The 25,687-nt window shown below is 59.1% G+C and carries 23 protein-coding genes, 1 tRNA gene and 1 pseudogene; 12 read left to right on the plus strand and 13 right to left on the minus strand.

Annotation, left to right across the window (positions count from 1 at the left end):
- Genes FOY56_RS13445 through FOY56_RS13460 form a run of 4 tightly spaced genes read left to right on the plus strand, consistent with a single transcriptional unit; the run spans position 1 to position 2,594 of the window.
- Positions 1-768 carry a crotonase/enoyl-CoA hydratase family protein gene (locus FOY56_RS13445; protein WP_146346356.1) on the plus strand — a complete coding sequence of 256 codons (768 nt, stop codon included), beginning with the start codon at positions 1-3 and terminating at the stop codon, positions 766-768.
- A gap of 4 nt (positions 769-772) precedes the next feature.
- Positions 773-1,243, plus strand: coding sequence for a MarR family winged helix-turn-helix transcriptional regulator (locus FOY56_RS13450; protein ID WP_146346357.1), 471 nt, complete (start codon positions 773-775; stop codon positions 1,241-1,243).
- A 17-nt stretch (positions 1,244-1,260) separates the two neighbouring features.
- Complete coding sequence (locus FOY56_RS13455; protein ID WP_146346358.1) at positions 1,261-2,136, plus strand: amidohydrolase family protein; 876 nt, start codon at positions 1,261-1,263, stop codon at positions 2,134-2,136.
- Positions 2,133-2,594 carry a DUF3237 domain-containing protein gene (locus FOY56_RS13460; RefSeq protein WP_146346359.1) on the plus strand — a complete coding sequence of 154 codons (462 nt, stop codon included), beginning with the start codon at positions 2,133-2,135 and terminating at the stop codon, positions 2,592-2,594. The genes FOY56_RS13455 and FOY56_RS13460 overlap by 4 nt, the downstream gene beginning before the upstream one ends.
- Positions 2,595-2,655: 61 nt before the next feature.
- Here the strand turns inward: FOY56_RS13460 and FOY56_RS13465 are convergent, their stop codons facing one another.
- Both FOY56_RS13465 and FOY56_RS13470 read right to left on the minus strand, forming a co-directional pair.
- Entirely contained in the window at positions 2,656-3,693 is a 1,038-nt protein-coding gene (locus tag FOY56_RS13465) for a TRAP transporter substrate-binding protein DctP (RefSeq protein WP_146346360.1), read from the minus strand.
- Between the two features lie 34 nt (positions 3,694-3,727).
- Positions 3,728-4,918, minus strand: a complete 1,191-nt coding sequence (locus FOY56_RS13470) for a cytochrome P450 (RefSeq protein ID WP_146346361.1) — start codon at positions 4,916-4,918, stop codon at positions 3,728-3,730.
- Between the two features lie 107 nt (positions 4,919-5,025).
- On the opposite strand from FOY56_RS13470, the gene FOY56_RS13475 reads away from it, so the two are divergent.
- The 3 genes and pseudogenes from FOY56_RS13475 (at position 5,026) to FOY56_RS13485 (ending at position 8,155) form a co-directional block, all read left to right on the plus strand.
- Positions 5,026-5,934, plus strand: coding sequence for a LysR family transcriptional regulator (locus FOY56_RS13475; protein WP_186766331.1), 909 nt, complete (start codon positions 5,026-5,028; stop codon positions 5,932-5,934).
- A gap of 351 nt (positions 5,935-6,285) precedes the next feature.
- Positions 6,286-6,870: pseudogene (locus tag FOY56_RS13480) on the plus strand (integrase core domain-containing protein); the annotation flags it as partial.
- 403 nt (positions 6,871-7,273) lie between these two features.
- Positions 7,274-8,155: a DMT family transporter gene (locus FOY56_RS13485; RefSeq protein ID WP_146346363.1), complete on the plus strand. Its 882-nt coding sequence runs from the start codon at positions 7,274-7,276 to the stop codon at positions 8,153-8,155.
- On the opposite strand, the gene FOY56_RS13490 is transcribed toward FOY56_RS13485, so the two are convergent.
- Positions 8,152-8,673: a glutathione peroxidase gene (locus tag FOY56_RS13490; protein ID WP_146346364.1), complete on the minus strand. Its 522-nt coding sequence runs from the start codon at positions 8,671-8,673 to the stop codon at positions 8,152-8,154. The genes FOY56_RS13485 and FOY56_RS13490 overlap by 4 nt on opposite strands.
- A 145-nt stretch (positions 8,674-8,818) precedes the next feature.
- On the opposite strand from FOY56_RS13490, the gene msrB reads away from it, so the two are divergent.
- On the plus strand, positions 8,819-9,268 hold the full coding sequence (gene msrB / locus FOY56_RS13495; RefSeq protein WP_146346365.1) for a peptide-methionine (R)-S-oxide reductase MsrB: 450 nt from the start codon (positions 8,819-8,821) through the stop codon (positions 9,266-9,268).
- The gene (gene msrA, locus FOY56_RS13500) at positions 9,265-9,771 is read left to right on the plus strand and encodes a peptide-methionine (S)-S-oxide reductase MsrA (RefSeq protein ID WP_146346366.1); all 507 of its coding nucleotides are present in this window, start codon (positions 9,265-9,267) and stop codon (positions 9,769-9,771) included. The genes msrB and msrA overlap by 4 nt, the downstream gene beginning before the upstream one ends.
- Before the next feature lie 96 nt (positions 9,772-9,867).
- Here msrA and queG read toward each other — a convergent pair whose 3' ends face one another.
- The 4 genes from queG to mtgA all read right to left on the minus strand — a co-directional run bounded on the left by queG (position 9,868) and on the right by mtgA (position 13,906).
- Entirely contained in the window at positions 9,868-10,902 is a 1,035-nt protein-coding gene (queG, locus tag FOY56_RS13505; RefSeq protein ID WP_146346367.1) for a tRNA epoxyqueuosine(34) reductase QueG, read from the minus strand.
- 123 nt (positions 10,903-11,025) lie between these two features.
- Complete coding sequence (fzlA, locus tag FOY56_RS13510) at positions 11,026-11,691, minus strand: FtsZ-binding protein FzlA (RefSeq protein ID WP_146346368.1); 666 nt, start codon at positions 11,689-11,691, stop codon at positions 11,026-11,028.
- A 115-nt stretch (positions 11,692-11,806) separates the two neighbouring features.
- Positions 11,807-13,069: a hypothetical protein gene (locus FOY56_RS13515; protein WP_146346369.1), complete on the minus strand. Its 1,263-nt coding sequence runs from the start codon at positions 13,067-13,069 to the stop codon at positions 11,807-11,809.
- An 81-nt stretch (positions 13,070-13,150) separates the two neighbouring features.
- Positions 13,151-13,906: a monofunctional biosynthetic peptidoglycan transglycosylase gene (mtgA, locus tag FOY56_RS13520; protein WP_146346370.1), complete on the minus strand. Its 756-nt coding sequence runs from the start codon at positions 13,904-13,906 to the stop codon at positions 13,151-13,153.
- 155 nt (positions 13,907-14,061) lie between these two features.
- Here mtgA and FOY56_RS13525 point away from each other — a divergent pair, with 155 nt between their 5' ends.
- Positions 14,062-14,634, plus strand: a complete 573-nt coding sequence (locus FOY56_RS13525) for a hypothetical protein (RefSeq protein WP_146346371.1) — start codon at positions 14,062-14,064, stop codon at positions 14,632-14,634.
- Between the two features lie 77 nt (positions 14,635-14,711).
- Here the strand turns inward: FOY56_RS13525 and FOY56_RS13530 are convergent, their stop codons facing one another.
- The 5 genes from FOY56_RS13530 to FOY56_RS13550 all read right to left on the minus strand — a co-directional run bounded on the left by FOY56_RS13530 (position 14,712) and on the right by FOY56_RS13550 (position 22,949).
- On the minus strand, positions 14,712-15,656 hold the full coding sequence (locus tag FOY56_RS13530) for a Hint domain-containing protein (RefSeq protein ID WP_146346372.1): 945 nt from the start codon (positions 15,654-15,656) through the stop codon (positions 14,712-14,714).
- A gap of 158 nt (positions 15,657-15,814) precedes the next feature.
- Entirely contained in the window at positions 15,815-20,341 is a 4,527-nt protein-coding gene (gene gltB / locus FOY56_RS13535; RefSeq protein ID WP_146346373.1) for a glutamate synthase large subunit, read from the minus strand.
- Positions 20,338-20,775, minus strand: a complete 438-nt coding sequence (locus FOY56_RS13540) for a GFA family protein (RefSeq protein WP_146346374.1) — start codon at positions 20,773-20,775, stop codon at positions 20,338-20,340. Before FOY56_RS13540 ends, gltB begins: the two co-directional genes overlap by 4 nt.
- Complete coding sequence (locus FOY56_RS13545; RefSeq protein WP_146346375.1) at positions 20,768-21,325, minus strand: Spy/CpxP family protein refolding chaperone; 558 nt, start codon at positions 21,323-21,325, stop codon at positions 20,768-20,770. The genes FOY56_RS13540 and FOY56_RS13545 overlap by 8 nt, the downstream gene beginning before the upstream one ends.
- 187 nt (positions 21,326-21,512) lie before the next feature.
- Entirely contained in the window at positions 21,513-22,949 is a 1,437-nt protein-coding gene (locus FOY56_RS13550; protein WP_146346376.1) for an NAD(P)-dependent oxidoreductase, read from the minus strand.
- 227 nt (positions 22,950-23,176) lie between these two features.
- On the opposite strand from FOY56_RS13550, the gene FOY56_RS13555 reads away from it, so the two are divergent.
- The gene (locus FOY56_RS13555; RefSeq protein WP_146346377.1) at positions 23,177-23,980 is read left to right on the plus strand and encodes an undecaprenyl-diphosphate phosphatase; all 804 of its coding nucleotides are present in this window, start codon (positions 23,177-23,179) and stop codon (positions 23,978-23,980) included.
- 58 nt (positions 23,981-24,038) lie between these two features.
- Here FOY56_RS13555 and FOY56_RS13560 read toward each other — a convergent pair whose 3' ends face one another.
- Positions 24,039-25,022 (minus strand): complex I NDUFA9 subunit family protein, encoded by a 984-nt coding sequence (locus FOY56_RS13560; protein WP_146346378.1) that lies wholly within the window; start codon positions 25,020-25,022, stop codon positions 24,039-24,041.
- A gap of 233 nt (positions 25,023-25,255) precedes the next feature.
- On the opposite strand from FOY56_RS13560, the gene FOY56_RS13565 reads away from it, so the two are divergent.
- Positions 25,256-25,342: transfer RNA gene (locus tag FOY56_RS13565), tRNA-Leu, on the plus strand.
- Positions 25,343-25,687: the final 345 nt, after the last annotated feature.

Consider the following 25,687-nt stretch of genomic DNA (forward strand, 5'->3'; position numbering starts at 1 on the left):
ATGCAGTCAGACACCATCAACATCGAGGTGACCGACAGTATCGCCACCATCACCATGACCCGGCCCGGCAAACGCAACGCCATGTGCGAAGAGCTGCTTCTGGCGTTGGATGCGTTTTTCTCGGCCCCGCCCGAGGGCGTGCGGGTGGTGATTTTAACCGGGACTGCAGGCCATTTCTGTTCGGGTCTGGACCTGTCAGAGCATGTGCACCGATCGGCAGAAGAAAACCTGTATCATTCGCGCAAATGGCACGCGGTGATGGAAAAGATCCAGTTCGGCGGGCTGGCCGTGGTGTCGGCGATGTTCGGGGCCGTGATCGGCGGGGGGCTTGAACTGGCCGCGTCGACCCATGTGCGGATTGCGGAACCGTCAACGATCTTTCAGCTGCCCGAAGGCCGGCGCGGGATCTTTGTTGGCGGTGGTGCAACAGCGCGGGTCAGCCGCCTGCTGGGCGCGGACCGGATGACCGAGATGATGCTGACCGGGCGCAAGTACAACGCCGACGAAGGTCTGGCCCTTGGGTTGACGCATTATTCGGTCGGCGAAGGCGAGGCGATGGCGCTGGCGCAGCAACTGGCCGGAAAGATCGCCCGGAACGCCCCGATGTCGAATTACCTGATGATCCAGTCGATTGCCCGGATCAGTGACATGTCGCAGGCCGACGGGCTGTTCACGGAATCGCTGGCCGCTGCCTTGTCGCAAACGACGCCGGATGCCGAGGAAGGTCTGCGGGCGTTCCTTGAAAAGCGCGCGCCGAAGTTCCGGTGATGTCATGACCCACCCGGAACGAACGCCCCCTGCCCCGGTCGAGATCAATGATGACACGTTGCGCGGCTTTGTCGGCTATCACATCAAGCGGGCTTTCAACGTTATTCAGGATGACCTGACGGCGACGCTGAAACCGTTCGGGCTGCGGATGCTGACTCATACCGCGCTGATCCTGATCGTGGATAATCCGGGCCTCAGCCAGTCGCAACTGGCGGCGGCGATGGATATCGAACGGTCCAATCTGGTGGTTATCATCGATGAACTGGAAGGGCGCGAGTTGATCATACGCGACCGCGTGCCCAATGACCGGCGGGCTTATGCGCTGAAGGCGACCCTGACGGGTCGGCGACTTTGCGAAAAGGCGGTCGCCGCCTGTACAGACCACGAGGCCCGGATTTTTGCCGGGCTGGACACATCAACCCGGGACACGCTGCTGAAGGTGCTGTCGTCGGTTCGAAATTCACAAAACAGCTGATCGTAAGGAGCAGACCCATGGTCGACATTACGAAAATACGTGCGCTCGATATTCATACACATGCCGAAGAACCCTGCGGGTGTCATTCGGACGACGGGTATGACGATCTGCAATCCACGATGGCCAACTATTTCGGCGCGCCGTGGCAGCATCCGCCCACCATCGCCGAAACTGCCGCGCATTACCGCGAACAGAACATTGCCGCCGTGATCTTCCCGGTCGATGCCGAGCGTGAAACGGGCTATCGGCGCTATTCCAACGATGAGGTCGCCGAGCAGGTGGCCGAGAATTCGGATGTGCTGATCCAGTTCGCATCGATTGACCCGTGGAAAGGCAAGATGGCGGTGCGCGAAGCGCGGCGACTGATTCAGGAGTACAAGGTCAAAGGGTTCAAGTTTCACCCCACCATGCAGGGCTTTTATGCCAATGATCGCATGGCGTATCCGTTCTATGAGGTGCTGCAGGAAGAGGGCTGTGTGGCGCTGTTCCACACCGGTCAGACCGGTGTCGGATCGGGCATGCCCGGCGGCAACGGGATGCGGCTGAAGTATTCAAACCCGATGTATATGGACGATGTTGCAGTCGACTTTCCCGATCTGAAAATCGTGCTGGCCCACCCGTCTTTCCCCTGGCAGGAAGAGGCGCTGTCGGTCGCGCAGCACAAACCGAACGTTTACATCGACCTGTCCGGATGGTCGCCAAAGTACTTCCCCGACATCCTTGTGCGGTACTGCAATACGATGCTGAAGAAAAAGGTTCTGTTTGGGTCAGACTGGCCAATGATCACGCCGGAACGTTGGTTGAGCGATTTTGAAAAGATCGCGATCAAGGATCACCTGCGCGAAGACATCATCAAGAACAACGCCGCGCGTTTGCTGGGGCTGATGGAATGATCCCGGTCCCGGCGCTGAGCCACAGTTTCACCCTGAGGGTCGATCTGGGACAGCCGATGGAAATGGGGATGGGGCGCGCCGGGACACGGCGAATCATCCCGATCATCGGCGGCAAGGCGCTGGGGCCTGAGATCACCGGGGATGTGCTGAACCTTGGGGCGGACTGGCAGACGATTTATGCCGATGGCGCTGCGCATTTGGACACGCGATATGCCGTGCAGACCGACGATGGCGCTTTGATCGAGATCGTGAATGTCGGGTCGCGTCATGGCCCGCCCGATGTGATCGCCCGGCTGGCGGCTGGCGAAGATGTTGATCCGGCCAGCTATTACATGCGCACCGCTGCCCGGCTTGAAACCGGGGATGAGAGGTACGGGTGGGTCAATCACATGCTGTTTGTCTGTGCCGGTGTGCGACGGGCGTCAGCGGTGGAAATCGCTTATTACAAGGTCGGCTGACGACTGTATCAGAGTTTAGCGCGAAGGGCCGGGGGATGTTCTGCCCCCGGCCCTGCCGTTTTTATCCGCCGTGCTTCTTGATCAAGGCCTTCGCCTGTTCAATCAGGGCGCGGCCATCGACGCCGTTGGCGTCCATCTCGGCAACCCAGCGATCAATGACCGGCTGTGCCTTGTCCTTGAAGCCCGCGACCTGCTCGGGCGTCAGCTGGATGATGTTGTTGCCTGCATCTTCGGCAATAAGACGGCCCGGCGCGTCATTGTCCCACATCACCTGCGATGCGAATTGTGACAGTTTCAGACCGGATTCCGCATCGATGGCAGCGCGCACATCGTCGGGCAGGCTGTCATACTTGGCCTTGTTCATCACCAGCACGATTGTGGCGGTGTACAGGGCCTCGTCACCGGTGAATTCGGTGTGGTTGTCGACCAGTTCGGACAGTTTGATCGCGGGGGTGACTTCCCACGGGATGACGGTGCCATCGACCACGCCTTTGGACAGGGCCTCGGGGATGGCCGGCAGTGGCATGCCGACCGGGGTTGCACCCAGTTCTTTCAGCATGTCGTTGATCACGCGGGTCGGTCCGCGCAGTTTGAGGCCCGCCATGTCATCGACAGAGTCCACAGGGCGGTTGGTGTGGATCAGGCCGGGCCCATGCACCCATGCGCCCAGAACCTTGACGTCTTTGTATTCGCCGTCCTGCAGATCGGTTTCAACCATGTCCTGAAACGCCATCGACGTGGCAACGGGGCTGGTCATCATGAAGGGCAGTTCAAACACTTCGGTTTTCAGGAAGCGACCGGGCGTATAGCCGACCACGGTCATGATAATGTCCGCCACACCATCAATGGCCTGATCCATCAGCGCCGGAGGCCGCCCGCCCAGCGCCATCGCATCGTAATGTTCGATCTTGAGCTTGCCACCAGCAGCCTCTTCGACGCGCTGTGCCCAGGGCTTGAGAATGTGTTTCGGAACTGTTGCAGGGGGTGGCAGGAACTGATGCAGGCGTAACGTGACGTCCTGCGCCGCCGCAATGCCGGGCGTGATGGCCGAGGCCAGCACAAGGGCAGCCAGTGTCTTGAGGGTGGTGCGACGGATCATTGATGGTCCTCCCATGTCGTCATGCAGTCTTGGTTTAGTTCAGTGTCATTGGCAGGCTCAGCGGCCCGCGGAATCCGAAACCCCAGAATTTGACCGCGTCCGGGTCGGGCAGGGTCATGTTGGGGAACCGGTCAAACAGCATCGGCAGGACGATCTGCGCCAGCATCCGGCGGGCAATATGTGTGCCCTGACAGAAATGCGGACCGTTCCCAAACGCCTGATGCGGGGTTCTTGGCCGGAACATGTTGTACGCCTCGGGCGCGTCATACAGGGCTTCGTCATGGCAGGCCGAGGCTTGCGAGGTCATCACGACCTCGCCCTTCGGGATGACATACCCGCCGATCTCGGTGTCTTGCTTGACCAGACGCGAGCTGACCTGAATGGGCGCAACCCACCGCACGCCTTCCTCAAACGCCGCGTCCCACAATGCGTCGGCCCTGCAGGCCTCAAGCTGATCGGGGTTCGTGTAGAGGCCGTAAAGGATGGTCACCAGCGCATCGCGCGGTTCGTTGATGCCGCCGCCGATGGCGATCTTGACGTTGGAATAGATCTGTTTGGTTTCGATCGGGTCATCGACATTGACCATGGCAGACAGGGCTGACTGATCGGGGTCGGCGCGGACGCGTTCGACGCATTGGTCAAACAGCGCATCCATTTCGATGTTGGCCGCGTCAGAGCGTTCGAACAATTCGGGCACGTTGCCAAAGTTCCCGGCGCCATCGATCAGGGTTTGCGACCAGCGGATCATATCGGCATCCGACGCTTCGGGAATACCCAGCAGATAGGTCAGGCAGCGCGCGGCATAAGGCGCGGCAAGGTCGGAAAACAGATCAACCGTTTCGCCACGTGGCAGGCGACCGACATATTCTTCGGCGACCTTGGTATAGATCTCGTGCCAGCAGCCCTTGATGTTGCGCGGTGCAAAGGCCGGGGCCATCGCGTTGCGTTCGCGTTTGTGCGCCTCGCCATCCTTGCGCATCAGCGTCTGGGCCTGAAACGCACGCTGCATCGGCGTGCGCGGATCGTCTGAACTGAACAGTTCCCAGTCTTCCTTAACGCGCTTGGTGTCTGCGGCCTTGGTCAGCAGGATCCGGTTGATGCTGGGCACCCGTATCACGGGGGCTTCGGCGCGCAACCTTTTGTATATATTGTAAGGGTTTGCAGTCAGCTCAGCGATGCTGATGCTGTCATCGACGGGTATGTCGGTCACGGCAGTCGTGGTCATGTTGCGTTCCCCCCAGGCAAGTGTCTGAAGATCGTAGTCAGCGCATGACCATTGGGCAATCCGATGGATTTGATATATGTCATCGACAAACTCGATGGAGTCTTACGGTGACCTTTGATCCTTTCAGTGTTGATTTTGCAGCTTTGCGGACGCTTCGCACGGTGCATGCCCATGGCAGTTTCTCCAAAGCGGCGGAAAGCCTGCAGGTCACGCAATCGACGGTCAGCTATACGATGGCGCGCCTGCGCGCGGCGTTCAGCGACCCGCTGTTCGTGCGTCAGGGGGCTGGCATCGTTCCGACCGAACGCTGCGATGACATTGTGGAAAAGGCCGGCGAACTGATCGAACGGTTCGAAGCCATGGCCGCGCCGCGCAGTTTCGATCCGGCCGTAGCCTCGGTCGCGATTACCATCAGCTGCAATTATTATGAACGCGTCACGATTATCCCCGAAGTGGCGCGGGTGCTGCGGCGGGACGCGCCGGGGATCAAGCTGAACATCATTTCATCGGCCGTGCGGGGACGTGAACAGCTGACCCGGTCGGAAAGCGATATGCTGATCGGGCCGATCCGGATCGAGGATGCCGGGTATTATCGGCGCGCCCTGTTGCAGGATCAGTATGTCTGCATCATGGACCCGGGAAATCCGCTGGCGAAGGGTCCGATGGATCTGGACAGCTATGTCAAAGCGCCCCAGATCATGGTCAATTACGGCGGCAGTTTCCGGTCTCGATTTCTGGTCGTGATGGAGGCCGAAGGACATTATCCCAACACCGTGATGGAGGTGCCAAGCCCCGCCAACCTACCCGAAATGGTTCTGGGCACCGACATGATTGCCACGGTGCCATCCCGGATCGGACGGCTGTTCGAAGGGTCGGTGACATCGATGCCCTGCCCGTTTCCCGCCAAATTCCCGATCGACCTGTATTGGACGGCCCGGACCCATGTCTCGGCGCCACATACATGGCTGAGATCGAAAATCGCCGAAGCCGCCGCGCGGATCGAGGCCACTGAATAAGACGAGCGAACGGAGCCACCGGCGTAGACGTCTGGCATGTCAAATTCCCTGACAAAGCAATACGAGAACCCGCAGGCTGTGACAAAAGCCCCCGTGAGTCTTGAGTGTTCCGTCTTTTTGGCACCTGAGCAGCGCTCGTCACCTCTGAGCAAACGCTGGAGTAGCGTTTTCTCAAAAAAGCATGGCAGACGATGGGGGCGACTGACCAACATCATTTCCAACGCCGGGTAAGATCATATCGTCACTTTGATCGCCGTGATGGATGCGTCCCTGATTTCCAAGATGAAGTCGATGTCAGATGAGAACCCTCGCCTGAAACGCATGTATGCTGAGATGAGCATGCAGAACTAAGGCTTTGGTATACGCGTTTTGTATCTGCGCAATGTGCAGGGCTATGCTTGGAACCACAAACAGATCTACCGGATTGTTTGTGAACTTGAGCTGAACCTGCGGATCAAACCCAAGAAGCGAGATATGCCTGAGCCGTTGGCGGTGTCCAACAGGCCGAATGAGACGTGGTCGATGGATTTCGTGGCGGTTCAACTTGCCGATGGTCGGTCGATCAGGACGTTGAACGTGCTGGATGCCTTCAATCTTCAATCGTGAGGGTCTGTGCATCGAAGCAGACGTCTCGCTGCCTGCAGAGCCGAGGGGTGCGCAGTCTGAACCAGATCATTGAATGGCGTGGACGGCCGCAAGCGATACGTGCCGATAATGGGCTTGAATACATCCAGCCCGGCAAGCCCCAACAAGAGCGCCTATGTCTAGCCATACAATCGCACGGTTCGTGGCGAATGGCTGGGCCAATCCATATTTGCAACCATCCAAGAGGAACAAGACCAGGCAACTGAATGGCTCTGGACTTGCAACAACGCGCACCCCAACAGGGGCATCGGCGGCATCACACCCACAATGAAACTGAAAACAGCCGCCTGAGTTCTACGGCTGGACACCACTATAAAAGGTGGGGATGACCCGCCATATTTGTCAGCTCCGGTGATCATGAACCGCTGGAATCATCGCCATGGATTGAAAGGTTTTTCAAAGCCAGCGAAGGTCCGCTGGAAACAGTGATCGCACTTGGCTTCCCCAAAGAATAATCCTCATGGCTCCTCGCGCAGTTTCACCGGGCTTCGATGAACTCAGAGTTGTCATCGGACGGTCGTGACCAACGACCCCTGCACAGAAACCTTCGCGCTGACCAGATCGCCAACCCTGAATGCCCCCACCCAAATCTGTGAAGGCCCTCAGGGGCAGAAGGTGGCCCGGCAGGCCTTGCACTCTGCCCGCCGATTGCAGATGGTCCGCCTGTCACGGGCGGCAGATCAAAGGGCACAGCATGGATATCCGCGCAATCCTCATGGGGCTGGCCTTTGCCTTCATGTGGTCTTCGGCCTTTACCTCGGCCCGGATCATCGTCGCCGACGCCTCGCCGCTTTATTCGCTCGCCGCACGGTTTCTGCTGTCGGGTCTGATCGGCGTCGCCATCGCCCGCGCCATGGGGCAAAGCTGGCGGCTGACACCCAAGCAATGGTACGCCACGATCCTGTTCGGGGTCTGCCAGAACGCGCTGTATCTGGGCCTGAATTTCGTCGCCATGCAAACGGTCGAGGCTGGTTTGGCCGCCATCATCGCCTCGGTCATGCCGCTGCTGGTGGCGCTGGCCAGTTGGCTGATCTTCAAGGAAAAGCTGAAACCGTTGGGCATTCTGGGCCTGTTCGCCGGGTTTGCTGGCGTTGCCCTGATCATGGGTTCGCGCATCAGCGACGGCGTTGATCTTTATGGCATCACGCTGTGCTTGATCGGCGTGCTTGCGCTTGCCTTTGCCACGATGGCCGTGCGCGGCGCCACATCGGGCGGCAACTTCATGATGATCGTGGGTTTGCAGATGCTGGTCGGCTCGGCCGTGCTGTTCATCGTCGCGCCCTTCACCGAAACCCTGCGGGTTGAGCCCAGCTGGCAGCTTTTGGCCGCCTTCCTGTACACCACCCTCGTGCCCGGTCTCATGGCCACCTACATCTGGTTCCTGCTGCTGGATCGTATCGGCCCGATCCGCGCCGCGACCTTCCACTTTCTGAACCCGGTTTTCGGCGTCGCGGTTGCTGCCGTTTTGCTGGGCGAACGGTTGGGTCCGCTGGATGTGGTCGGTGTGCTGATCGTGACGGCTGGCATTCTGGCCGTGCAACTGTCGCGCCAGCCCAAGCGAGCAAAGGCGGACTAGTTCAAAGCGGTTTCAATCGCACTCAGCACCTTTTGCGAATTGGGCCGGGCCACCGACCCGAATGTCGCCACGACCGCGCCATCCCGTCCGACCAGAATCTTGTTGAAGTTCCAGGCAGGTTCAAATCCGGTCTCGGCCTTCACCTGTTGAAAGAACGGATGCGCCTTACGGCCTTTCACATGCGTGATATCCGTCATTGGAAAGTCCAGGCCATAGGTCAATTCGCAGAATTCCTTGACCTTGGCAGCACTCGAAAGCTCCTGGTTGAAATCATCAGACGGCACGGCCAGCACGACCAGCCCCTGATCGCGGTAGGTGTCCCAGACCTCTTGCAGCCCTTCATATTGCGGTGTGAACCCGCATTGCGACGCCGTGTTGACGATCAGAACCGGTTGCCCGCGCCAATCTTCAACCGACAGCGTGCCACCGTCAATCGATGCGAACGTGCCCGTCAATCCCCCGGCCCGGGCCATGTGCCCGGCCACGATCAAGGCGATCAAAAGCAAAATGCGAACCATTGTCTTCCCTCCCGATGATGTGCAGATTACGACACAGCCCCGCGTATGGATCACTCCCACATCCCTGCGAGGCACCTGAAATATTCCTTTGCTTTTACCCACGACACCCCATCTACTGCCGCAGAACAAGGCTTATGAGGATTGCATGACGCGCTATACCAAAGACCCCGACGCCATTGCCCGCCTGTCGCCGGAAGAGTTCTATGTCACGCAGGAAAGTGGCACGGAACGCCCCGGAACCGGCAAGCTTCTGAACAACAAGGACCCGGGGATTTATGTCGATATCGTCTCGGGTGAACCGCTGTTTGCCTCGGCTGACAAATACGAATCCGGCTGCGGCTGGCCGAGCTTCACCAAAGCGATCGTACCGGCCAACGTCACCGAAATCGAAGACCGCACGCTGGGTATGATCCGCGTCGAAGTCCGCTCGGCCCATGGCGACAGCCACCTTGGCCATGTCTTTCCCGACGGCCCGCGGGATCGCGGCGGCATGCGGTATTGCATCAACTCGGCCTCGCTCCGTTTTGTCCACCGCGACGATATGGAGGCCGAAGGCTACGCCGATTATCTTGACCAGGTGGAGGACATCGCATGACCGAACGCGCAGTACTGGCCGGAGGCTGTTTCTGGGGCATGCAGGATCTGATCCGCAAGCTGCCCGGCGTCGAAAACACCCGCGTCGGATATACCGGAGGCGACGTGCCCAACGCCACCTACCGCAATCATGGCACCCATGCCGAAGGGATCGAGATCCTGTTCGAACCTGACCGGATTTCCTATCGCCAGATTTTGGAAGTGTTCTTTCAGATCCACGACCCGACCACGCTGAACCGTCAGGGCAATGATGTCGGACTCAGCTATCGGTCGGCGATCTATTACGTGAACGACGCGCAAAAGCAGGTCGCGCTGGAAACGATTGCCGACGTCGACGCAAGCGGCCTGTGGCCCGGCAAAGTGGTGACCGAAGTTGAGCCGGTTGGCGATTTCTGGACCGCCGAGCCCGAACATCAAGACTATCTGCAACGGATCCCCAACGGGTACACCTGCCATTTCCTGCGCCCCGACTGGGTCCTGCCCAAACGCAGCGCCGCCGAGTAAGGGGGGCGTTTCCCCGCCCCACAAGGAGGCGGGAAAACGCCGCGCGGCAAATGCCGCGCCCACCGCTCCACGCTTGGCGGTGCACAGCCAACACGTCTAGGCTGGCAGCCGGTCCAGAGCCCAACGCGCCGCATCTGCCACGGCCGGATCGGGATCATCTGCCAGCGCCTGCGCGGTCGGGCGCAAGGCCAAGTCGCCGGAATTTCCAATCGCATAGAGCACATTGCGCACAAACCGATCCCGCCCGATCCGCTTTATGGGCGAGCCCGAGAACTTTGCCCTGAACCCGGCATCATCCAAGCCCGCCAGATCCGCCAACAGGGGCGCGATCAGATCATCCCGCGCCGCGTAGCGCATATCGCTGGCCGCCACGGCGAACTTGTTCCACGGACAGGCCGCCAGACAATCGTCACAGCCATAGATGTGATTGCCAAGACCGGGCCGCAGATCCACGTCCACCGGTCCCTTATGCTCGATCGTCAGATAGGAAATGCAGCGCCGCGCATCCAGCTGATAGGGCACGGGAAACGCATCCGTGGGGCAAACGTCCAGACAGGACGTGCATGACCCGCAATGATCGCCCTCGGCCGGATCAACCGGCAAATCCAGCGTGGTGAACACACTGCCCAGAAACGCCCAGTTGCCAAAGTCACGACTGACCAGATTGGTATGTTTGCCCTGCCAGCCCAGCCCGGCGGCCTGCGCCAGCGCCTTTTCGGGCACCGGGGCGGTGTCGACGAACACCTTGATATCGCCCCCCGCCGCCTCGATCAGCCAGCGCCCCAGCCTTTTCAGCCGTTTCTTGACCAGATCGTGGTAATCCTTGTTCTGCGCATAGACCGAAATCGCGCCCCGGTCCGGCTTGCCAACCACAGCCATCGGATCGTGCCGGGGCGTATAGCTTTCGGCCAGCATGATCACCGACCGCGCCTCGGGCCACAAAGCCGCCGGATCGCCGCGCCAGTGCATCCGGTCGGCCATCCACCCCATCTGCCCGTGATACCCGGCATCGACAAATGCCTGCAATCGCGCCGCCGCCTCGGGCACATCCCAGGGCCGACACACCCGCGCCGCCACGAACCCCTCTTCAAGGGCCCGCGCCACGACACGCTGTTTCAATTCGACACTCATGCTTCTTTCTTGTTTCCCAATACCCCGGGGGAGCGGGCGAATCCGCGAAAGCTTAGCTTTCACTCTATCGCCTACGCACATGCTGCGCATGCACTTGGGCAGCGCCCCCAGACCCCATCCGTATCAGAAATCCAGATCGGCGTAATGCTCGGGCGGGCGAAACCCCGACACCTGATCCGCCAGAATCGACCGGAAGGCCGGGCGCGATTTGATCTTGGCATACCAGTCCTTGACGATCTGCGACCGGTTCCAATCCACGTCCGAGATATAATCCAGCGACGACAGATGCGCGGCAGCGGCGAAATCGGCCAGTGTCATCGCGTCGCCTGCCAGCCACCGGCGGTGATCCAGCAGCCAGTGCATGTAATCCAGATGATACTTGATCGCTTTCGCCCCGGCCTTGACGTTGCGGCTGTCGGGATACCCGGCACCAGTGATCTTCTTGTTCACCCGCTCATACAGCAGCTTGGATGTGACTTCGTTGTGGAACTTGTCATCGAACCAGCACACCAGCCGCCGCACCTCGTACCGCCCATCCGGATCGGACGGGATCAGCGGCGGGTTGGGCCGGGTTTCTTCGATGTATTCACAAATCGCCGCGCTTTCGGCCATCATCCGGCCGTCCAGTTTGATCACAGGAACCTTGGCGGCAGGGTTGCGACGCAGGAAATCGGGATCCTGCTCCCAATATCGTTCTTCCACCAGCTCGACCTCGATTTTCTTTTCGGCGAGCGAAAGTCGGACCTTGCGGCAAAACGGAGAGAGGGGAACGTGAAAAAGTCGGGCCATGATCTTTCTGGAAATGCAAACTCAAGCAAAACCCTCAATGCCCGCTGGCGAAAGGATTTTCAATCCTCGAAACAACAACAGCGAATGTCCTTGCGCCCAGCCCGCGATTTCCAGCTCATTGAGTCTCTTCAGGCCTCTGCGCGAGGTAGCCAAGAATCCCGCTGTCTCCGACGCGTTTGCGGGTTGTTTCCAGTTCCTCGAAGAAGCTTTCATCAATGTGCAGATCAAAAGCTCCCTTCAACTGCGCTTGCTCCTGATCATCGATGAAACCGCGCGTGGACTGGGCCAGTTGTTCATCTTTGGGGTTGGCCATACCGACACCCATCAGCGCGCTTCGGCTCATCGCCCTGGCAAATTCCTCAGCGAGCTCGAAGCTGCCGGCACCTTCAAAATACCGCTGATTCTGGTTCGGATTTGAAAACGAGCGTAGCGCGCCGAAAGTCTTGGGGTCGTCGAATCTGTTGAGCAGATAGCCAAGCGCAGTTACGGCATTCAACTTGGCAATTCGAGCACCGTGATCCTCAGACGGACCTTCCAGAACGCCCAAAAGCGCTTCTTGGTCTGTTGGATCACCGATCAAACCCAGAACCAATACGGCATTTGGAAGCAGGGCAGCGTCCCGTTCGGCCACGACCTCTCTGACCATAGCAAGATCCTCTGATGATGCTTCGAGTATTGGTGCAATCGGGAGGCCGTGAATGTATTCCATTTCCAAGAATTCCCGGTCCAAGCCATCGGAAGTGAAGTCCGTAACTTCCAGAACCGGAAAGTTCTGTGCGCCAGCATATGCAAAGCACTCTTCGATGGATAGCTTCCTGTTGTCAGGATGCAGGATCCCCGCCATGATCCAGCCAATGTCATCGCGGCAACTGTTTTTACGATCCTTGCAACGGTCGCGAAGACCCTGGGAATGTCCCAACTCGTGCAACCATTTCAGCGCCCGAGTTCCCGCGCTGCCCGACGGTGTGACGATGACTGGTTTTGCTCCGACTGTTGTGCAGCCACCAAAAGATGCACCGGCTGCGACTTGATGGCCGCCGCAATACAAGACTTGTGAAACGACATTGATTGAATAGGGTGACTGGCGGAATGCTGAGAAATCGGCAGCCGACGTGATCGCGCGGGGTAGACCGTCTGAGAACGGTTCTGGCTGGCGCTCAAGCACGAAACGGATGTCCTTGCATTCAACATGTCCGGTCATTTTCAGAAGACTGTTCATAGTGTCAACGGCGGCCAAAGCAGCTCCGTTCGAAACGACGCCGCCGACATGCAGGCCGACTTTTACCTCATGCAGGGTTTCTGAATTTGCAGTTGCTGCCAAACTCAATAGAATTGAAAAAAGGCCCGCTTTGAGACGCTTTCCTGAAAAAATGCACATCATTAGATCCTAAGAACAAAGGCTTGAATATGGTCATATGATACAAGAAATGGCGTGATTCGAGAACCGCCTGCCCGGAGACTACTCGAAACACCGGGCGCGGCCATCTGCGCGGATGGTGGCCGCACCGTCCGCAATCGAACTGGCCCGCTTGCTCAGCCATTTGGTCGGTTTTGAAGCCGAGCGGGTCTTGGGCGACGGCAACACAGCCGCAATCAACGCCGCCTGCCGGGCTGTCAGATCTTCGGGACCGACGCCAAAATATCCGCGCGCGGCGGCTTCGACGCCAAACACGCCCTCGTCCATCTCGGCCACGTTCAGATAGACCTCGATGATTCGCTTTTTCGACCAGATCGCTTCAACCGCAGGCGTGATCGCGGTTTCCAGCGCCTTGCGGATCCAGCTGCGCCCCTGCCACAGGAACACGTTTTTCACCACCTGCTGGCTGATCGTCGATCCGCCCCGCGCCGCGCCCTCGTCCAAGGCCGCCCGGATCGCGGCAACGTCGAACCCCCAGTGCAGGCAGAAATTGGCATCTTCTGCCGCCACGACCGACCGCGCCATGACCGGCGCGATTTCCTCAATCGGCACCCATTCCCGGTCGATATGGCCCAGCCGCTTCTTTTCGGACCACATCGTGTAGGTCAGCGGAGGGTTGATCTGCGAATAGATCAGCACCAGTGCCATCGTCGTCACGATCAGGATCGTTGTACTGCGCAGAACAATAAAACCCAGAAACCGCAACGGCCGGAACCGGCGACGCGGTTTCGGTTTTGCCGGTTTCTCAGCTTTCAGCGGGCTGGCCTTGCCCTTGGGTTTCGCTGCCTTCTTCGCCATGGCCCATCTATAGGCCACTGCACGCCTGTGGACAAAGCGTGGTTGGTCCCTGAACGACGTTTATCCTAAACCTGTGACCACAGCGCGCAGGATCGATACAGGCCTGATTGCGCCACGTATCGCGAACCCGAAGACCACAACAGACCGAGGAAGACATGATCTGGAAGCGTTCTGATAAGCCGGGCAACGCACGCGTTTATAAGACCAGTGCGGGGTTGGAGTTCTGGATGGATTACAGAATGGCAGAAGCTCCGATGGTGGCGTCGACCATCAGAACCGTAAACCCCGAAACCTTCATCACCTTTGTGCCCGTCGGGATGCGCGGTGACGACATTTTCCTGATGCAACACGGTCGCCGCCGGATCGCTTTTGCAACGCCCTCCGCGTCGACGATGATGGATACCAACCACTATCACGACCTGCGCGCCAACAACCCACAGGTCGACCTGCCGATCCCCCGTATTGCCGACAAAGTCACCTGGAACGAGCATGTCGGAGATACGCTGGAAGTGCGCCTGCATGATATCAGCTGCGACACCCGCTTTGCGACTCGTGCGGAACAAGACGATATGACCGGATTGTTTTGCGAGATGATGGGGTGGGCCGTTCAAAGCCAGATGGCCATGTACCGCGGAAAATTCGACAATCCCAAGCTGGTTTTCGAACACAAGCGTGTGGGGTTCACACCAGATCTTCAGGCCAAGCTTGATGCAGGTGATTTTTTGTAACTGGACAAAAGTGAAAAGGCCCAAGGCGTTCCCTCGGGCCTGTCCGGATTTTCTTGCCAGTGCATCATGACGGGTGGTCAGGCCGCCATCAGGACACGCGCTTCGATGCCACGTGCGACGCGCCGGGCCGTCTGGTGGGGCATAACCGCGTGGTGCACCAGATCGGGGAACATCATCAGGGCCTCGTCATGCGCAGCGCGCGCATCCTCCCCCAACTCGGCATCCGGGAAATAGCTTTCGCTCCAGATCCCTTCCGACAAAACCACTTCGTGGCGGGCAAACAGCAGATGGTGATACGTGGCCCGGCCACCTTCGATGATCCGGATATCGGTGTCATTGACCATCTGTTTGGCCGGAACAAACACTTCGGACTCTCCGAAATACAATTGCGTGCGCCAGTCCGAGACGATCATGCGGTGCTGCTGGCTGACATACAGGTCACGCCAGTTCCCGATCGCGCCGGCCGCAAACCGCACCGGGGCCAATGCGCCCACGGCCCGCACCTTGGTGCTGGCAAGATACACCAGCGGCTGCAACCCATTGTCCAGCGTGCGGATCATGTCGCCGGGTTTCAGCGTTTCCACCGCCCTTGGTCCGTCGTCGGCCTCAATCAGGGTCCCGCCGACGAAACAGGCAAAGCCCGGAAACCAGTTGGTCGAAATGTCGTCCAGATCGCTGACCGACAACTGGGTGTTGCCGTTCTGAAGGTCGGGCAGATCGTCGAAATCGGCATTCCAGTCCAAAGCGACCGTAAGAAACGATCCGTCTCCCATGTCGATCCGGATGAACGAGGCTTGCTGCAAGGGATCGCCCCGCACATTGCCAGCGCCCAGGAATTGATAAGACAACAACGTTGTGCCGCCATCAAAGGAAACGGCTTCGCCCGTCAAAGGGTCGTTCAACGTGTGGTCGGTGTCGACGAAGGTCAGAACGCTTGTCGAATTGTTGACGATTTTGATGTTCTTCCCGTCCGTAAACGGGTCGCCATTGACGTTCTGCGCCGTCAAAGTGATGTTTGTCATTCTGTCAGTTGCTCGGGATAAACCCTGGCTGCCTCAGTGTTTCTTCGGGCCTTTGGCCTCTTGGAAACCAGAATGAGATCGAAATATGGCGGAAATGCGGCAGCCCCGCCACAGTGGTTAACCGGACGGGGCTGCGCTGTTTCAACGTGTCTTTGGTGTCACTCTGCCGGGATCGCGCCCGCTTCGACACTCAGAGGGGCGGGCAGGTTGTTCAGCATTTCTTTCGGGCACACCTGAAGGAAATGCTGCTGCTCGATGTCCCAATGCTGCAGGATATCGCGGGCCTTGGCGCTGTTGGTTTCAGTCGCATGACGCTCGATCAACCCCTTCAGCTGGGCATCCCAGTGCTCGACCGTGACCGGGCAGGTGACCAGCGTTTCCATGTTCATCATGGTTTCCGCCAGCCCGTCCGGGTCATACAGATACGCCATGCCGCCGGTCATACCCGCGCCAAAGTTGGCACCGATGGATCCAAGGATCACGGCAACGCCGCCCGTCATGTATTCGCACCCGTTCGACCCGCAGCCTTCAATCACCACCGTCGCGCCCGAGTTGCGCACCGCAAACCGCTCACCGGCCCGACCGGCAGCAAACAGGAACCCGTCGGTCGCGCCGTACAGAACGGTGTTGCCGATGATGGTGTTCTCATCTGCCTTCAGCGGGCTGACCTGCTGCGGGCGCACCACGATGGTGCCCCCCGACAGACCCTTGCCGACATAGTCGTTGGCATCACCCGACACTTCCAGCTTCAGACCCGGGGCCGCGAACGCGCCCAAAGACTGACCAGCCGAGCCTTGAAGTTTCACCGTCAGATGATCCGGCTGAAACGCGTTGCGCATGCCGAAATTCTGCACGATATGGCTCGAGGTCCGGGTGCCCACGGTGCGGTGCGTGTTCTGAACGGCATAAGACAGCTGCATCTTTTCGCCGTCCTCCAGGAACCGATGCGCATCGCGCACGATCTCGGCATCCAGCGTATCCGGCACGGCATTGCGCGGCTTGTTGCGGTCATAGACGATGTTCGCCGACCCATCGACCGTGATCAACAGCGGGTTCAGGTCCAGATCGTCCAGATGCTCCGACCCTCGGCTGACCTGGCTCAGCAGGTCGGCACGGCCAATCACCTCGTCCAAATTCCGCGCGCCAATCGACGCCAGAATTTCGCGCACTTCCTGCGCGTAGAACGTGATCAGATTGACGACCTTGTCTGCATTGCCGGTGAACTTGTCGCGCAATTCAGGGTCCTGCGTACAGACGCCCACAGGGCAGGTGTTGCTCTGACACTGACGCACCATGATACAGCCCATCGCGATCAACGCGGCGGTGCCGATGCCGAACTCTTCGGCCCCCAGCATCGCGGCCATGACGATGTCCCGCCCGGTGCGCAAACCGCCATCGGTCCGCAAAGTCACCCGGTCGCGCAGGTTGTTCATGGCCAACACCTGATGCGCTTCGGTCAGACCCATTTCCCACGGCAGACCCGCGTATTTGATCGACGTCGCCGGCGATGCGCCCGTGCCACCATTGTGACCCGAAATCAGGATCACATCGGCCTTGGCCTTGGCCACACCAGCGGCAATCGTGCCCACGCCCGAAGACGCGACCAGTTTCACCGTCACCTTGCAGCGCGGGTTGATCTGCTTGAGGTCATAGATCAGCTGCGCCAGATCCTCGATCGAATAGATATCGTGGTGCGGCGGCGGTGAAATCAGCGTCACGCCCTTGGTCGAATGGCGCAGGCGGGCAATCAGGTCGGTGACCTTCATCCCCGGCAACTGACCACCCTCGCCGGGCTTGGCGCCCTGCGCGACCTTGATCTCAAGTTCTTCACAGTGGTTCAGATACTCGGCGGTCACGCCAAACCGCCCCGAGGCCACCTGCTTGATCTTGGCCGACGGGTTGTCGCCATTGGGCTCAGGCACAAAATGCGCCGGGTCTTCGCCACCTTCGCCGCTGTCCGACTTGGCCCCGATCCGGTTCATCGCCACGTTCAGCGTCTTGTGCGCCTCGGGCGACAACGCCCCCAGCGACATACCCGGAGTCACGAACCGCTTGCGGATCGACGTGATGCTTTCGACCTCTTCAATCGGAACCGGCTTGCCCACAGGCTTGACGTCCAGCAGATCCCGCAGGTGGATCGGCGGGCTGGCCCGCATCTTGGCCGAATACTGCTTCCACAGCTCAAACGACGCCTTGTTGCAGGCCATCTGCAACATGTGCATGCCAGTTGCGTCCCAGGCATGGGTCTCGCCCGAGGTCCGGGCTTTGTAAAATCCGCCAATCGGCAGCACGTCCAGCCCGCTGGTCCAGCCCTTGGCGTGGATCTCTTCGGATTTGACCTGAATACCGCTGACCCCGATGCCCGAAATCCGGCTGATCATGCCTGGGAAATACTCGGCCACCATCGCACGGCTCAGCCCCACGGCCTCAAAGTTCAGACCACCGCGATAGGATGAGATCACCGAGATCCCCATCTTCGCCATGATCTTCAGCAAGCCCTGATCAATCGCCTCGCGATACCGCGCGACGTTTTCGGTCAGTGTGCCGTCCAGAAGGCCGCGTTCGATACGGTCGGCCAGTGAATCCTCGGCCAGATAGGCGTTGACCACGGTCGCACCACAGCCAATCAGCACCGCAAAGTAATGCGGATCGATACACTCGGCAGACCGCACGTTCAGCGAACAGAATGTCCGCAGCCCCTGCCGCGTCAGATGTGAATGCACCGCACTTGTGGCCAGAATCATCGGCATGGCGATCTTGTCCGCGTCCGAATGCTGGTCTGTCAGCACCAGATGCCCCGCGCCCGAGCGCACCGCATCCTCGGCTTCCGAGCGGATCCGCTTCAACGCCGCATCCAGCGCGCCTTTGCCCGGCTCAAACGTACAGTCGATTTCGGTCAGCGGCGCATTGAACGCTTCGACCAACTTTTCCCACTGCGCGTTGCCGATGAACGGGCTGTCCATCACGATGATTTCGGTCTGGCTGCTGTCTTCGTCCAGCACGTTCTTCAGGTTCCCGAACCGCGTTTTCAGCGACATCACCCGGTATTCGCGCAAACTGTCGATTGGCGGGTTGGTCACCTGGCTAAAGTTCTGGCGGAAGAAATGGCTCAGCGGGCGGTACTTCTTGGACAACACAGCCGACGGCGTGTCATCCCCCATCGAGGCCAGCGTTTCTTTGCCGTCCTCGGCCATAGGCGCCAGAATCTGCTCCAGCTCTTCGATGGTATAGCCCGCCGCGATCTGGCGCTTGCGCAGCTCTTCGCCCGAAAACAACGTCTTCTCGGTCGCGCCCAGCAACGTCTCGTCGATATCGTTGATCTTCTGCACCCAGTCGCCAAAAGGCAGGGCCGAGGCCAGCTTATTCTTGATCTCGGTATCGTGGTACAGACGGCCCTTCTTCATGTCCACGGCGATCATTTGCCCCGGACCAAGCGCGCCCTTTTCGGCAACGGAGGCCTCGTCCACGGGCACCATGCCCGCTTCCGATCCGGCGATCAGCAGCCCGTCACCGGTCACAACATAGCGCATCGGGCGCAGGCCGTTCCGGTCCAGCCCGCCACAAACCCAGCGCCCATCGGTCATCGCCAAAGCGGCGGGGCCGTCCCACGGCTCCATGACCGAATTGCAGTAGGAATACATGTCGCGCCACGCTTCGGGCAGTTCGACCGCCTGCTTGGACCACGATTCAGGGATCAGCATGGTCTTGGCCATCGGGGCCGACCGGCCTGCGCGCACCAACGCCTCGAACACCGAATCCAAAGCCGCAGAATCCGAAGACCCGCCCGCGATGATCGGCTTGATGTCTTCGGCATGATCGCCAAACGTCGCCGAAGCCATGCGGATCTCGTGGCTTTTCATCCAGTTGATGTTGCCCTTCAGCGTGTTGATCTCGCCGTTATGGGCCAGCATGCGGAACGGCTGCGCCAGCCACCACTGCGGGAAGGTGTTGGTCGAATACCGCTGGTGATAAATCGCAAAGGCGCTCTCAAACCGTTCGTCCAGCAGGTCGGGATAGAAATCCGCAACCTGCTCGGCCAGCATCATACCCTTATAGATGATCGACCGGCACGACAGCGACGCGATATACAGATCCTTCATGTTCGCCGCGGCCTTTTCGATCCGGCGACGGATCACATAAAGCTCGCGTTCAAACGTGTCTTCATCCGACCCTTTCGAGTTCGAAATCAGGATCTGTTCGATCTCGGGCCGGGTCGCGTTGGCCTTTTCGCCCAGACATCCGACATTGACCGGCACATGACGCCAGCCATAGATCGAATAGCCCATGCGCAGCACTTCGGTTTCCACGATGGTCCGGCAGGTTTCCTGCGCCCCGAAATCGGTACGCGGCAAAAACACCTGACCCACGGCCATCAGCTCGTCCATGTTGGGCTCGTGCCCGGTGCGACGGATCTGGTCATAGAAGAACGGAACCGGGATCTGCACGTGAATGCCAGCACCGTCACCGGTCTTGCCATCCGCATCCACAGCACCTCGGTGCCAGATCGCCTTCAGCGCGGTAATCCCGGCCTCAACAACCGACCGGCTGCGCTCGCCATTCACCGAAACAACAAGGCCAACGCCGCAGGACGAATGTTCTTCTTCTTGCGAATACAGGCCGTTCTCGGCCAGCCACTGACGTTTCGTTTCTTCTTGGGCCGCCCAATTTTCATCATACTTGGTCATGAGTTATCTCCTTCTTGGGGGGCAAACAGGGCTATGGCGTCTTGCGTCGTCAGACGACGATGATCACCGGCCAGCGCATATCCCTCGGGGACCATGTCGCTGTAGAATTCAAGTTTCAAAGGTGCGCCAGCGGCGTTGTCGAATAACCCGGCGGCAATGTTTTTCACGCCATCATGTAGCGTGCCGTACCAAAGCGTCGATCCGCAGACCTCGCAAAATCCGCGCTGCGCCCACTCGGACGACCGGTAGATTTTCTCAGGCCCTTCGATCTTCAAAGTTCCCGGATCGGTGGCCAAAGACATGAACATCGAACTGGTCTGACGACGGCACATGTCGCAGTGGCACGCCCGTACGATCGCCGGACGCTCACCGGTGTTGATCGTGGCTGTGACGGTCACAGCACCGCACAGGCATTGGCCTGAGATATCAGTCATGGCTATGCCCTCCGTGTCCGCTGCGATCTGACCCGGTGCCATAGCCGCGCAGGGTCTGATACATGGCTTTCTGATGTGCCGTCAGGATTGGCGTCGTTTCCAGATGGGCCGACAGATGCACCGCGCGCAGCTTGGCCAGAGTGTCGGACGAGTCCGCCAGAATGCGGCTCAGCATGTCCGGGTCGGCGTGACCGGCGCGGAACATCCGGCTCAGGTGTTCTTCAGCTTCGACATAGGCAGCGCCAAGGCTTTGCGCCTCGGCCTTCATGCCGTCAAAGATCGCGGTGATTTCGCCGCGCTGCGCATCGGTCAGGTGCAACTTGTCCGCCAGTTCCAGAACATGCGCAGGGCCGGGGTACCCGTTCAACTCGGCCGGTTTCGCCAGCCCCCATCCTTCACCCGCCAGCAACGCCGTCACATCGGCGCCCGACAGGCTGGCAATCTCGCGTCCCTCCTGCCCGGCATACGGTTGAGTTCCGGCCCAGGTTGCAACGGTCAGCATGACGAATGTCGCCGCAGATGCAGTCAGGGTCTTGATGGGCATGATCATGTTCATCTTTCCTTTACCTTCCGCGTCAGCATTGCTGACCTGCTTAGTTAATATTTCGTTTCTTCCGGTCGAATATGCGCGGCGTGGACACATCGTACGAAATCGACCGGAAACTCCCCAAACTGTCGAAATTCAGTCAGATCCTGGCCGTTTCAATCGTACGAAACGGTCCCGAAATCTTACGACGTCATTCCGCAGCGACGGCCGCCGGGGCATTCAGTTTTTTCAGGATTGCTTCGGCACAATCGCGCCCGTCCTTGATCGCCCAGACCACCAGAGATGCACCGCGCACGATGTCCCCCACGGCATAGACGCCCGGTATTTCGGTTTCGCCGGTGGTGAACTGCGCCTTGATGGTGCCCCAGCGGGTCACCGCCAGTTCGGGCTTGCCGAACATGGTTTGCATGTCTTCGGGTTCAAACCCCAGCGCCTTGATCACCAGATCGGCTTCTTCGACATAATCCGCGCCTTCGATCACCTCGGGGGCCTGACGACCACTGGCATCCGGGGCGCCCAGACGCATCTTCTGGACCATCACACCCGACACTTTTCCGTTGTCATCGGTAAAGCCTTTGGGGGCGCTAAGCCATTCAAAGACAACGCCTTCTTCCTCGGCATTGGCGACTTCGCGCTGCGATCCCGGCATGTTGGCCCGGTCGCGGCGATACAGACATTTGACACTCACCGCGCCTTCGCGGATCGACGTGCGCACACAGTCCATCGCGGTGTCGCCGCCGCCGATCACGACCACGCGCTTGCCATCGGCACTCAGGCGGCCATTGTCATAGTCTTCGACGGCGTCGCCAAAGCTCTTGCGGTTCGACGCGACTAGGAAATCAATCGCTTTTTCAATGCCTTGGGCTCCGCTCCCGGGCATCTGCAAGTCACGCGACTTATAGACTCCGGTGGCGATGATCACGGCATCATGTTCGGCCTGGATGGTGGCGAAAATGTCGGCGTCGACATCGCAATCCATTACGAATTCCACTCCACCGTCTTTCAACTGCTGGATGCGGCGCATGACCACGTCCTTTTCCAGCTTGAAACCGGGAATGCCATAGGTCAGCAGCCCGCCGGCGCGGTCATAGCGGTCATAAACTGTGACCTGAATTCCAGCCTGACGCAGCATGTCCGCAGCCGCCAATCCACCGGGGCCACCACCAATAATGCCAACACTTTCAGGGCGTTCCACGGCCGGAGCTGCTGGCTTGACCCAGCCATTTTCCCACGCTGTATCGGTGATATATTTTTCGACCGACCCGATTGTCACGGTGCCATGACCCGACTGTTCGATCACACAATTGCCTTCGCACAGGCGATCCTGCGGGCAGATCCGACCACAGATTTCCGGAAAGGTGTTGGTCGCCTGACTCATCTGATACGCCTCTTCCAGACGTCCGGTCGCGGTCAGGCGCAGCCAATCAGGGATGTTGTTGTGCAGCGGACAATGCGTCTGGCAATAAGGCACACCACATTGCGAACAGCGGCTGGCCTGTTCTTTCGCCTTGGCGTCCGCATACTCGGCATAGATCTCGTCAAAGTCCTCGCGCCGCGTTTCGGCCTGACGTTTTTCAGGCATATCGCGGTCGACGGATACGAATTTGAGCATCGGTTGCTTGGCCACGGCTAAGACTCCATGATAAGGCTGGCAGCGCCTGTTTATGAGAAGGCGCGAGAGATTAAAAGTCAGAACTCCTGACCTTGTTTTCGATTTCTCCTCCTCTCTAGACGGTAATTTGCTGCAGGTGCAAGGTTTTGGGTAACGATCCGGACCTAAAAACATCTTTATATAGTGAAAACAAAAAGATACGTGGCCGAAAAACCACTGAATAATACGAGGCTATCGGACAAATGCCCATTTTTCAACTTCTGCTTGTGGCCATTATCCAGGGTCTGACGGAATTTTTGCCGGTTTCGTCCTCTGGTCACTTGATTCTGCTACCCGGACTCACCGGGCTTGAGGATCAGGGTCAGCTGATCGATGTCGCCGTGCATGTCGGAACTTTGGGGGCTGTCGTGCTCTATTTCTGGCGGGATGTGAAAATCGGGCTGGGCGGGCTGATGGACCTTGCCTGCGGCAACGCCTCGACACCCGGCGCACGTCTGGCGCTGGGTCTGATCGTTGGCACGATCCCGGTTATCCTGGCGGGACTGGTGCTGCATGTCACCGGCCTCAGTGGTGCGATGCGCTCTGTCGCTGTCATCGGCTGGGCGATGCTGATCTTCGGCATTGTTCTGTATTGGGCCGATCAGACCGGCGCAGACACCAAGACGGTCAAAGACTGGTCGGTCCGCGATGCTCTGGTCATGGGGCTGTGGCAGGCGATCGCACTGATCCCCGGCACGTCCCGGTCCGGCATCACCATCACCGCGGGGCGCAAGCTGGGCTATGGACGGGAAGAGGCCGCACGACTGGCCATGTTGATGTCGATCCCCACCATCCTCGCGTCTGGCATCCTGCTGGGCGCGGACGTGGTGCAAAGCGCTGATTGGCAGGCCGCCCAGGACAGCGCCATCGCCGCTGTGTTCGCCTTTGGGGCCGCGCTTCTGGCGCTGACGCTGATGATGCGTCTGCTGAAAAGCGTCAGTTTCACACCCTACGTCATCTATCGCGTGATCCTTGGAGTTGTCCTGTTGATCATCGCCTATACGTGAAACGCAAAAACACCGCCGGTCAGGGCGGTGTTTCAAATCGGATTAGCTATCTAAAAACTCAGGAGCTGAGCTTGCCAGCCGAGCGTGTGATATCGTCGTACTGGCCCGACGGACGGAACTTCCACAGGTAATCGGGCAGAACCGCAGCGGCCTCAACAGGTTTGATGCCCAGATCCGAGAACCCTTTGGCATCATCTGACACCACATTGTCACGGGCCAGATTGCGCACCTGATCCCGGGTCAGCGTGTTGTTTCTGATCAACCCGAAGCTGGCGAACTGAACCACATCCAGCGTCCCCGCCATGATCCGCGCCACCCAGAACGGCAGGCCGACAATGATGCGGTTGCGGTGAATGATCTCCAGCATCTCCGCCATCAAGGCGCGGAATGTGGCCGTCACGGGCCCGCCCAGTTCATAGACCCCCGGCGTGGCCTCGCCCAGAACGCCCATCACGGCCGCTTTGGCGACGTCATCAACATAGACTGGCTGGAACTTTGTTTCTGCGCCGACCAAAGGCAGGACAGGAGACATCCGGGTCATCCCGCCGAAACGGTTATAGAATTCGTCTTCCGTGCCGAAGATGACCGACGGGCGTAGGATCACGGCGTCGGGCATGGCGTCAAGTACCGCGGCCTCTCCCATCGCCTTGGTGCGGGCATAGTCACTGTTCGACTCGGCATCAGCTCCGATTGCCGAGATATGCACCATCCGCTCGATACCCTGCTCAGCGGCGATCCGGGCGATCCGGCCAGCACCGTCGGCCTGAACCGCGTCAAAGGTGTTCTTACCGCGTTCACTCAGAACACCGACGCAGTTCACCACCGCGTCTGCACCTTCCATGACAGACGCAACCGAAGCTTCGTCGCGGATGTTGCACAACACCGGTTCGACCTGGCCAACAACGCCGTAGGGTTTGACATGCATCGCCTCGTTCGGACGACGGACAGCCACGCGAACCCGCCAGCCCTCCTTGGCCATGCGCCGCGCGATATAGCGTCCGACAAAGCCCGATCCACCGTAAATCGTGACGAGTTTCGACATGTCTGATGCTCCCGCTAATGGCTCTTGTCCCGATCTACCGTTCCGTCGAAGGCCAAACAAGGCACAAAAACGCCGCGACTCGCGTGGATTTTCGGGAAATATGAAGGAAAAGAACCGCAACCGACCGCTCGTTCCTCCTGATACCCTCGCGCCCTGAAGAAATTCGCGAATCCCCGCACGAATCCATTTGACACCCCCAGCGGCTCGGCTTAAACGCGCTCCACACGACACCTGCCCAGGTGGCGGAATTGGTAGACGCGCTAGCTTCAGGTGCTAGTATTGGCAACGATGTGGAGGTTCGAGTCCTCTCCTGGGCACCAATTCTTCCGAACATAGATGCTCTTAAGTGCTCATAATTGTTGAGTTATTCGCATGTATTGGGCTATCATCCTGACCATAGCTGAACACTCGATACCCCCAGAAAACATGACGATTGGGGGTATTGAAGGGGGTATTGGCCTCAAAGCAGGAGGTTGATACCCCCACTATGGCACTTTCAGATTTGAAGATTCGGAAAGAACAAGCAAAACCAAAGGCATACAAATTGTCTGACGGCGGTGGCTTGTTTGTGTTGGTCAAGCCAAACGGTGTTGAATGTCACTGAGAACTGACCCGGTATTTTCACCGAGATTTGACCCACCGTTAGTTATGCGTTGTGGTTTATG

Origin of the sequence: Falsiphaeobacter marinintestinus (assembly GCF_007923355.1) — a bacterium.
Classification (GTDB): Bacteria; Pseudomonadota; Alphaproteobacteria; order Rhodobacterales; family Rhodobacteraceae; genus Phaeobacter_A; species Phaeobacter_A marinintestinus.

Coding starts and splice junctions, on each gene's coding strand:
- FOY56_RS13445 (WP_146346356.1), top strand. CDS start 1: ATGCAGTCAGACACCATCAACATCGAGGTGACCGACAGTATCGCCACC.
- FOY56_RS13530 (WP_146346372.1), bottom strand. CDS start 15,656: ATGACAAACATCACTTTGACGGCGCAGAACGTCAATGGCGACCCGTTT.
- FOY56_RS13555 (WP_146346377.1), top strand. CDS start 23,177: ATGCCCATTTTTCAACTTCTGCTTGTGGCCATTATCCAGGGTCTGACG.
- FOY56_RS13460 (WP_146346359.1), top strand. CDS start 2,133: ATGATCCCGGTCCCGGCGCTGAGCCACAGTTTCACCCTGAGGGTCGAT.
- msrA (WP_146346366.1), top strand. CDS start 9,265: ATGACCGAACGCGCAGTACTGGCCGGAGGCTGTTTCTGGGGCATGCAG.
- FOY56_RS13465 (WP_146346360.1), bottom strand. CDS start 3,693: ATGATCCGTCGCACCACCCTCAAGACACTGGCTGCCCTTGTGCTGGCC.
- FOY56_RS13515 (WP_146346369.1), bottom strand. CDS start 13,069: ATGTGCATTTTTTCAGGAAAGCGTCTCAAAGCGGGCCTTTTTTCAATT.
- FOY56_RS13490 (WP_146346364.1), bottom strand. CDS start 8,673: ATGGTTCGCATTTTGCTTTTGATCGCCTTGATCGTGGCCGGGCACATG.
- msrB (WP_146346365.1), top strand. CDS start 8,819: ATGACGCGCTATACCAAAGACCCCGACGCCATTGCCCGCCTGTCGCCG.
- FOY56_RS13455 (WP_146346358.1), top strand. CDS start 1,261: ATGGTCGACATTACGAAAATACGTGCGCTCGATATTCATACACATGCC.
- fzlA (WP_146346368.1), bottom strand. CDS start 11,691: ATGGCCCGACTTTTTCACGTTCCCCTCTCTCCGTTTTGCCGCAAGGTC.
- mtgA (WP_146346370.1), bottom strand. CDS start 13,906: ATGGCGAAGAAGGCAGCGAAACCCAAGGGCAAGGCCAGCCCGCTGAAA.
- FOY56_RS13470 (WP_146346361.1), bottom strand. CDS start 4,918: ATGACCACGACTGCCGTGACCGACATACCCGTCGATGACAGCATCAGC.
- FOY56_RS13545 (WP_146346375.1), bottom strand. CDS start 21,325: ATGATCATGCCCATCAAGACCCTGACTGCATCTGCGGCGACATTCGTC.
- FOY56_RS13540 (WP_146346374.1), bottom strand. CDS start 20,775: ATGACTGATATCTCAGGCCAATGCCTGTGCGGTGCTGTGACCGTCACA.
- FOY56_RS13525 (WP_146346371.1), top strand. CDS start 14,062: ATGATCTGGAAGCGTTCTGATAAGCCGGGCAACGCACGCGTTTATAAG.
- FOY56_RS13450 (WP_146346357.1), top strand. CDS start 773: ATGACCCACCCGGAACGAACGCCCCCTGCCCCGGTCGAGATCAATGAT.
- queG (WP_146346367.1), bottom strand. CDS start 10,902: ATGAGTGTCGAATTGAAACAGCGTGTCGTGGCGCGGGCCCTTGAAGAG.
- FOY56_RS13485 (WP_146346363.1), top strand. CDS start 7,274: ATGGATATCCGCGCAATCCTCATGGGGCTGGCCTTTGCCTTCATGTGG.
- gltB (WP_146346373.1), bottom strand. CDS start 20,341: ATGACCAAGTATGATGAAAATTGGGCGGCCCAAGAAGAAACGAAACGT.
- FOY56_RS13560 (WP_146346378.1), bottom strand. CDS start 25,022: ATGTCGAAACTCGTCACGATTTACGGTGGATCGGGCTTTGTCGGACGC.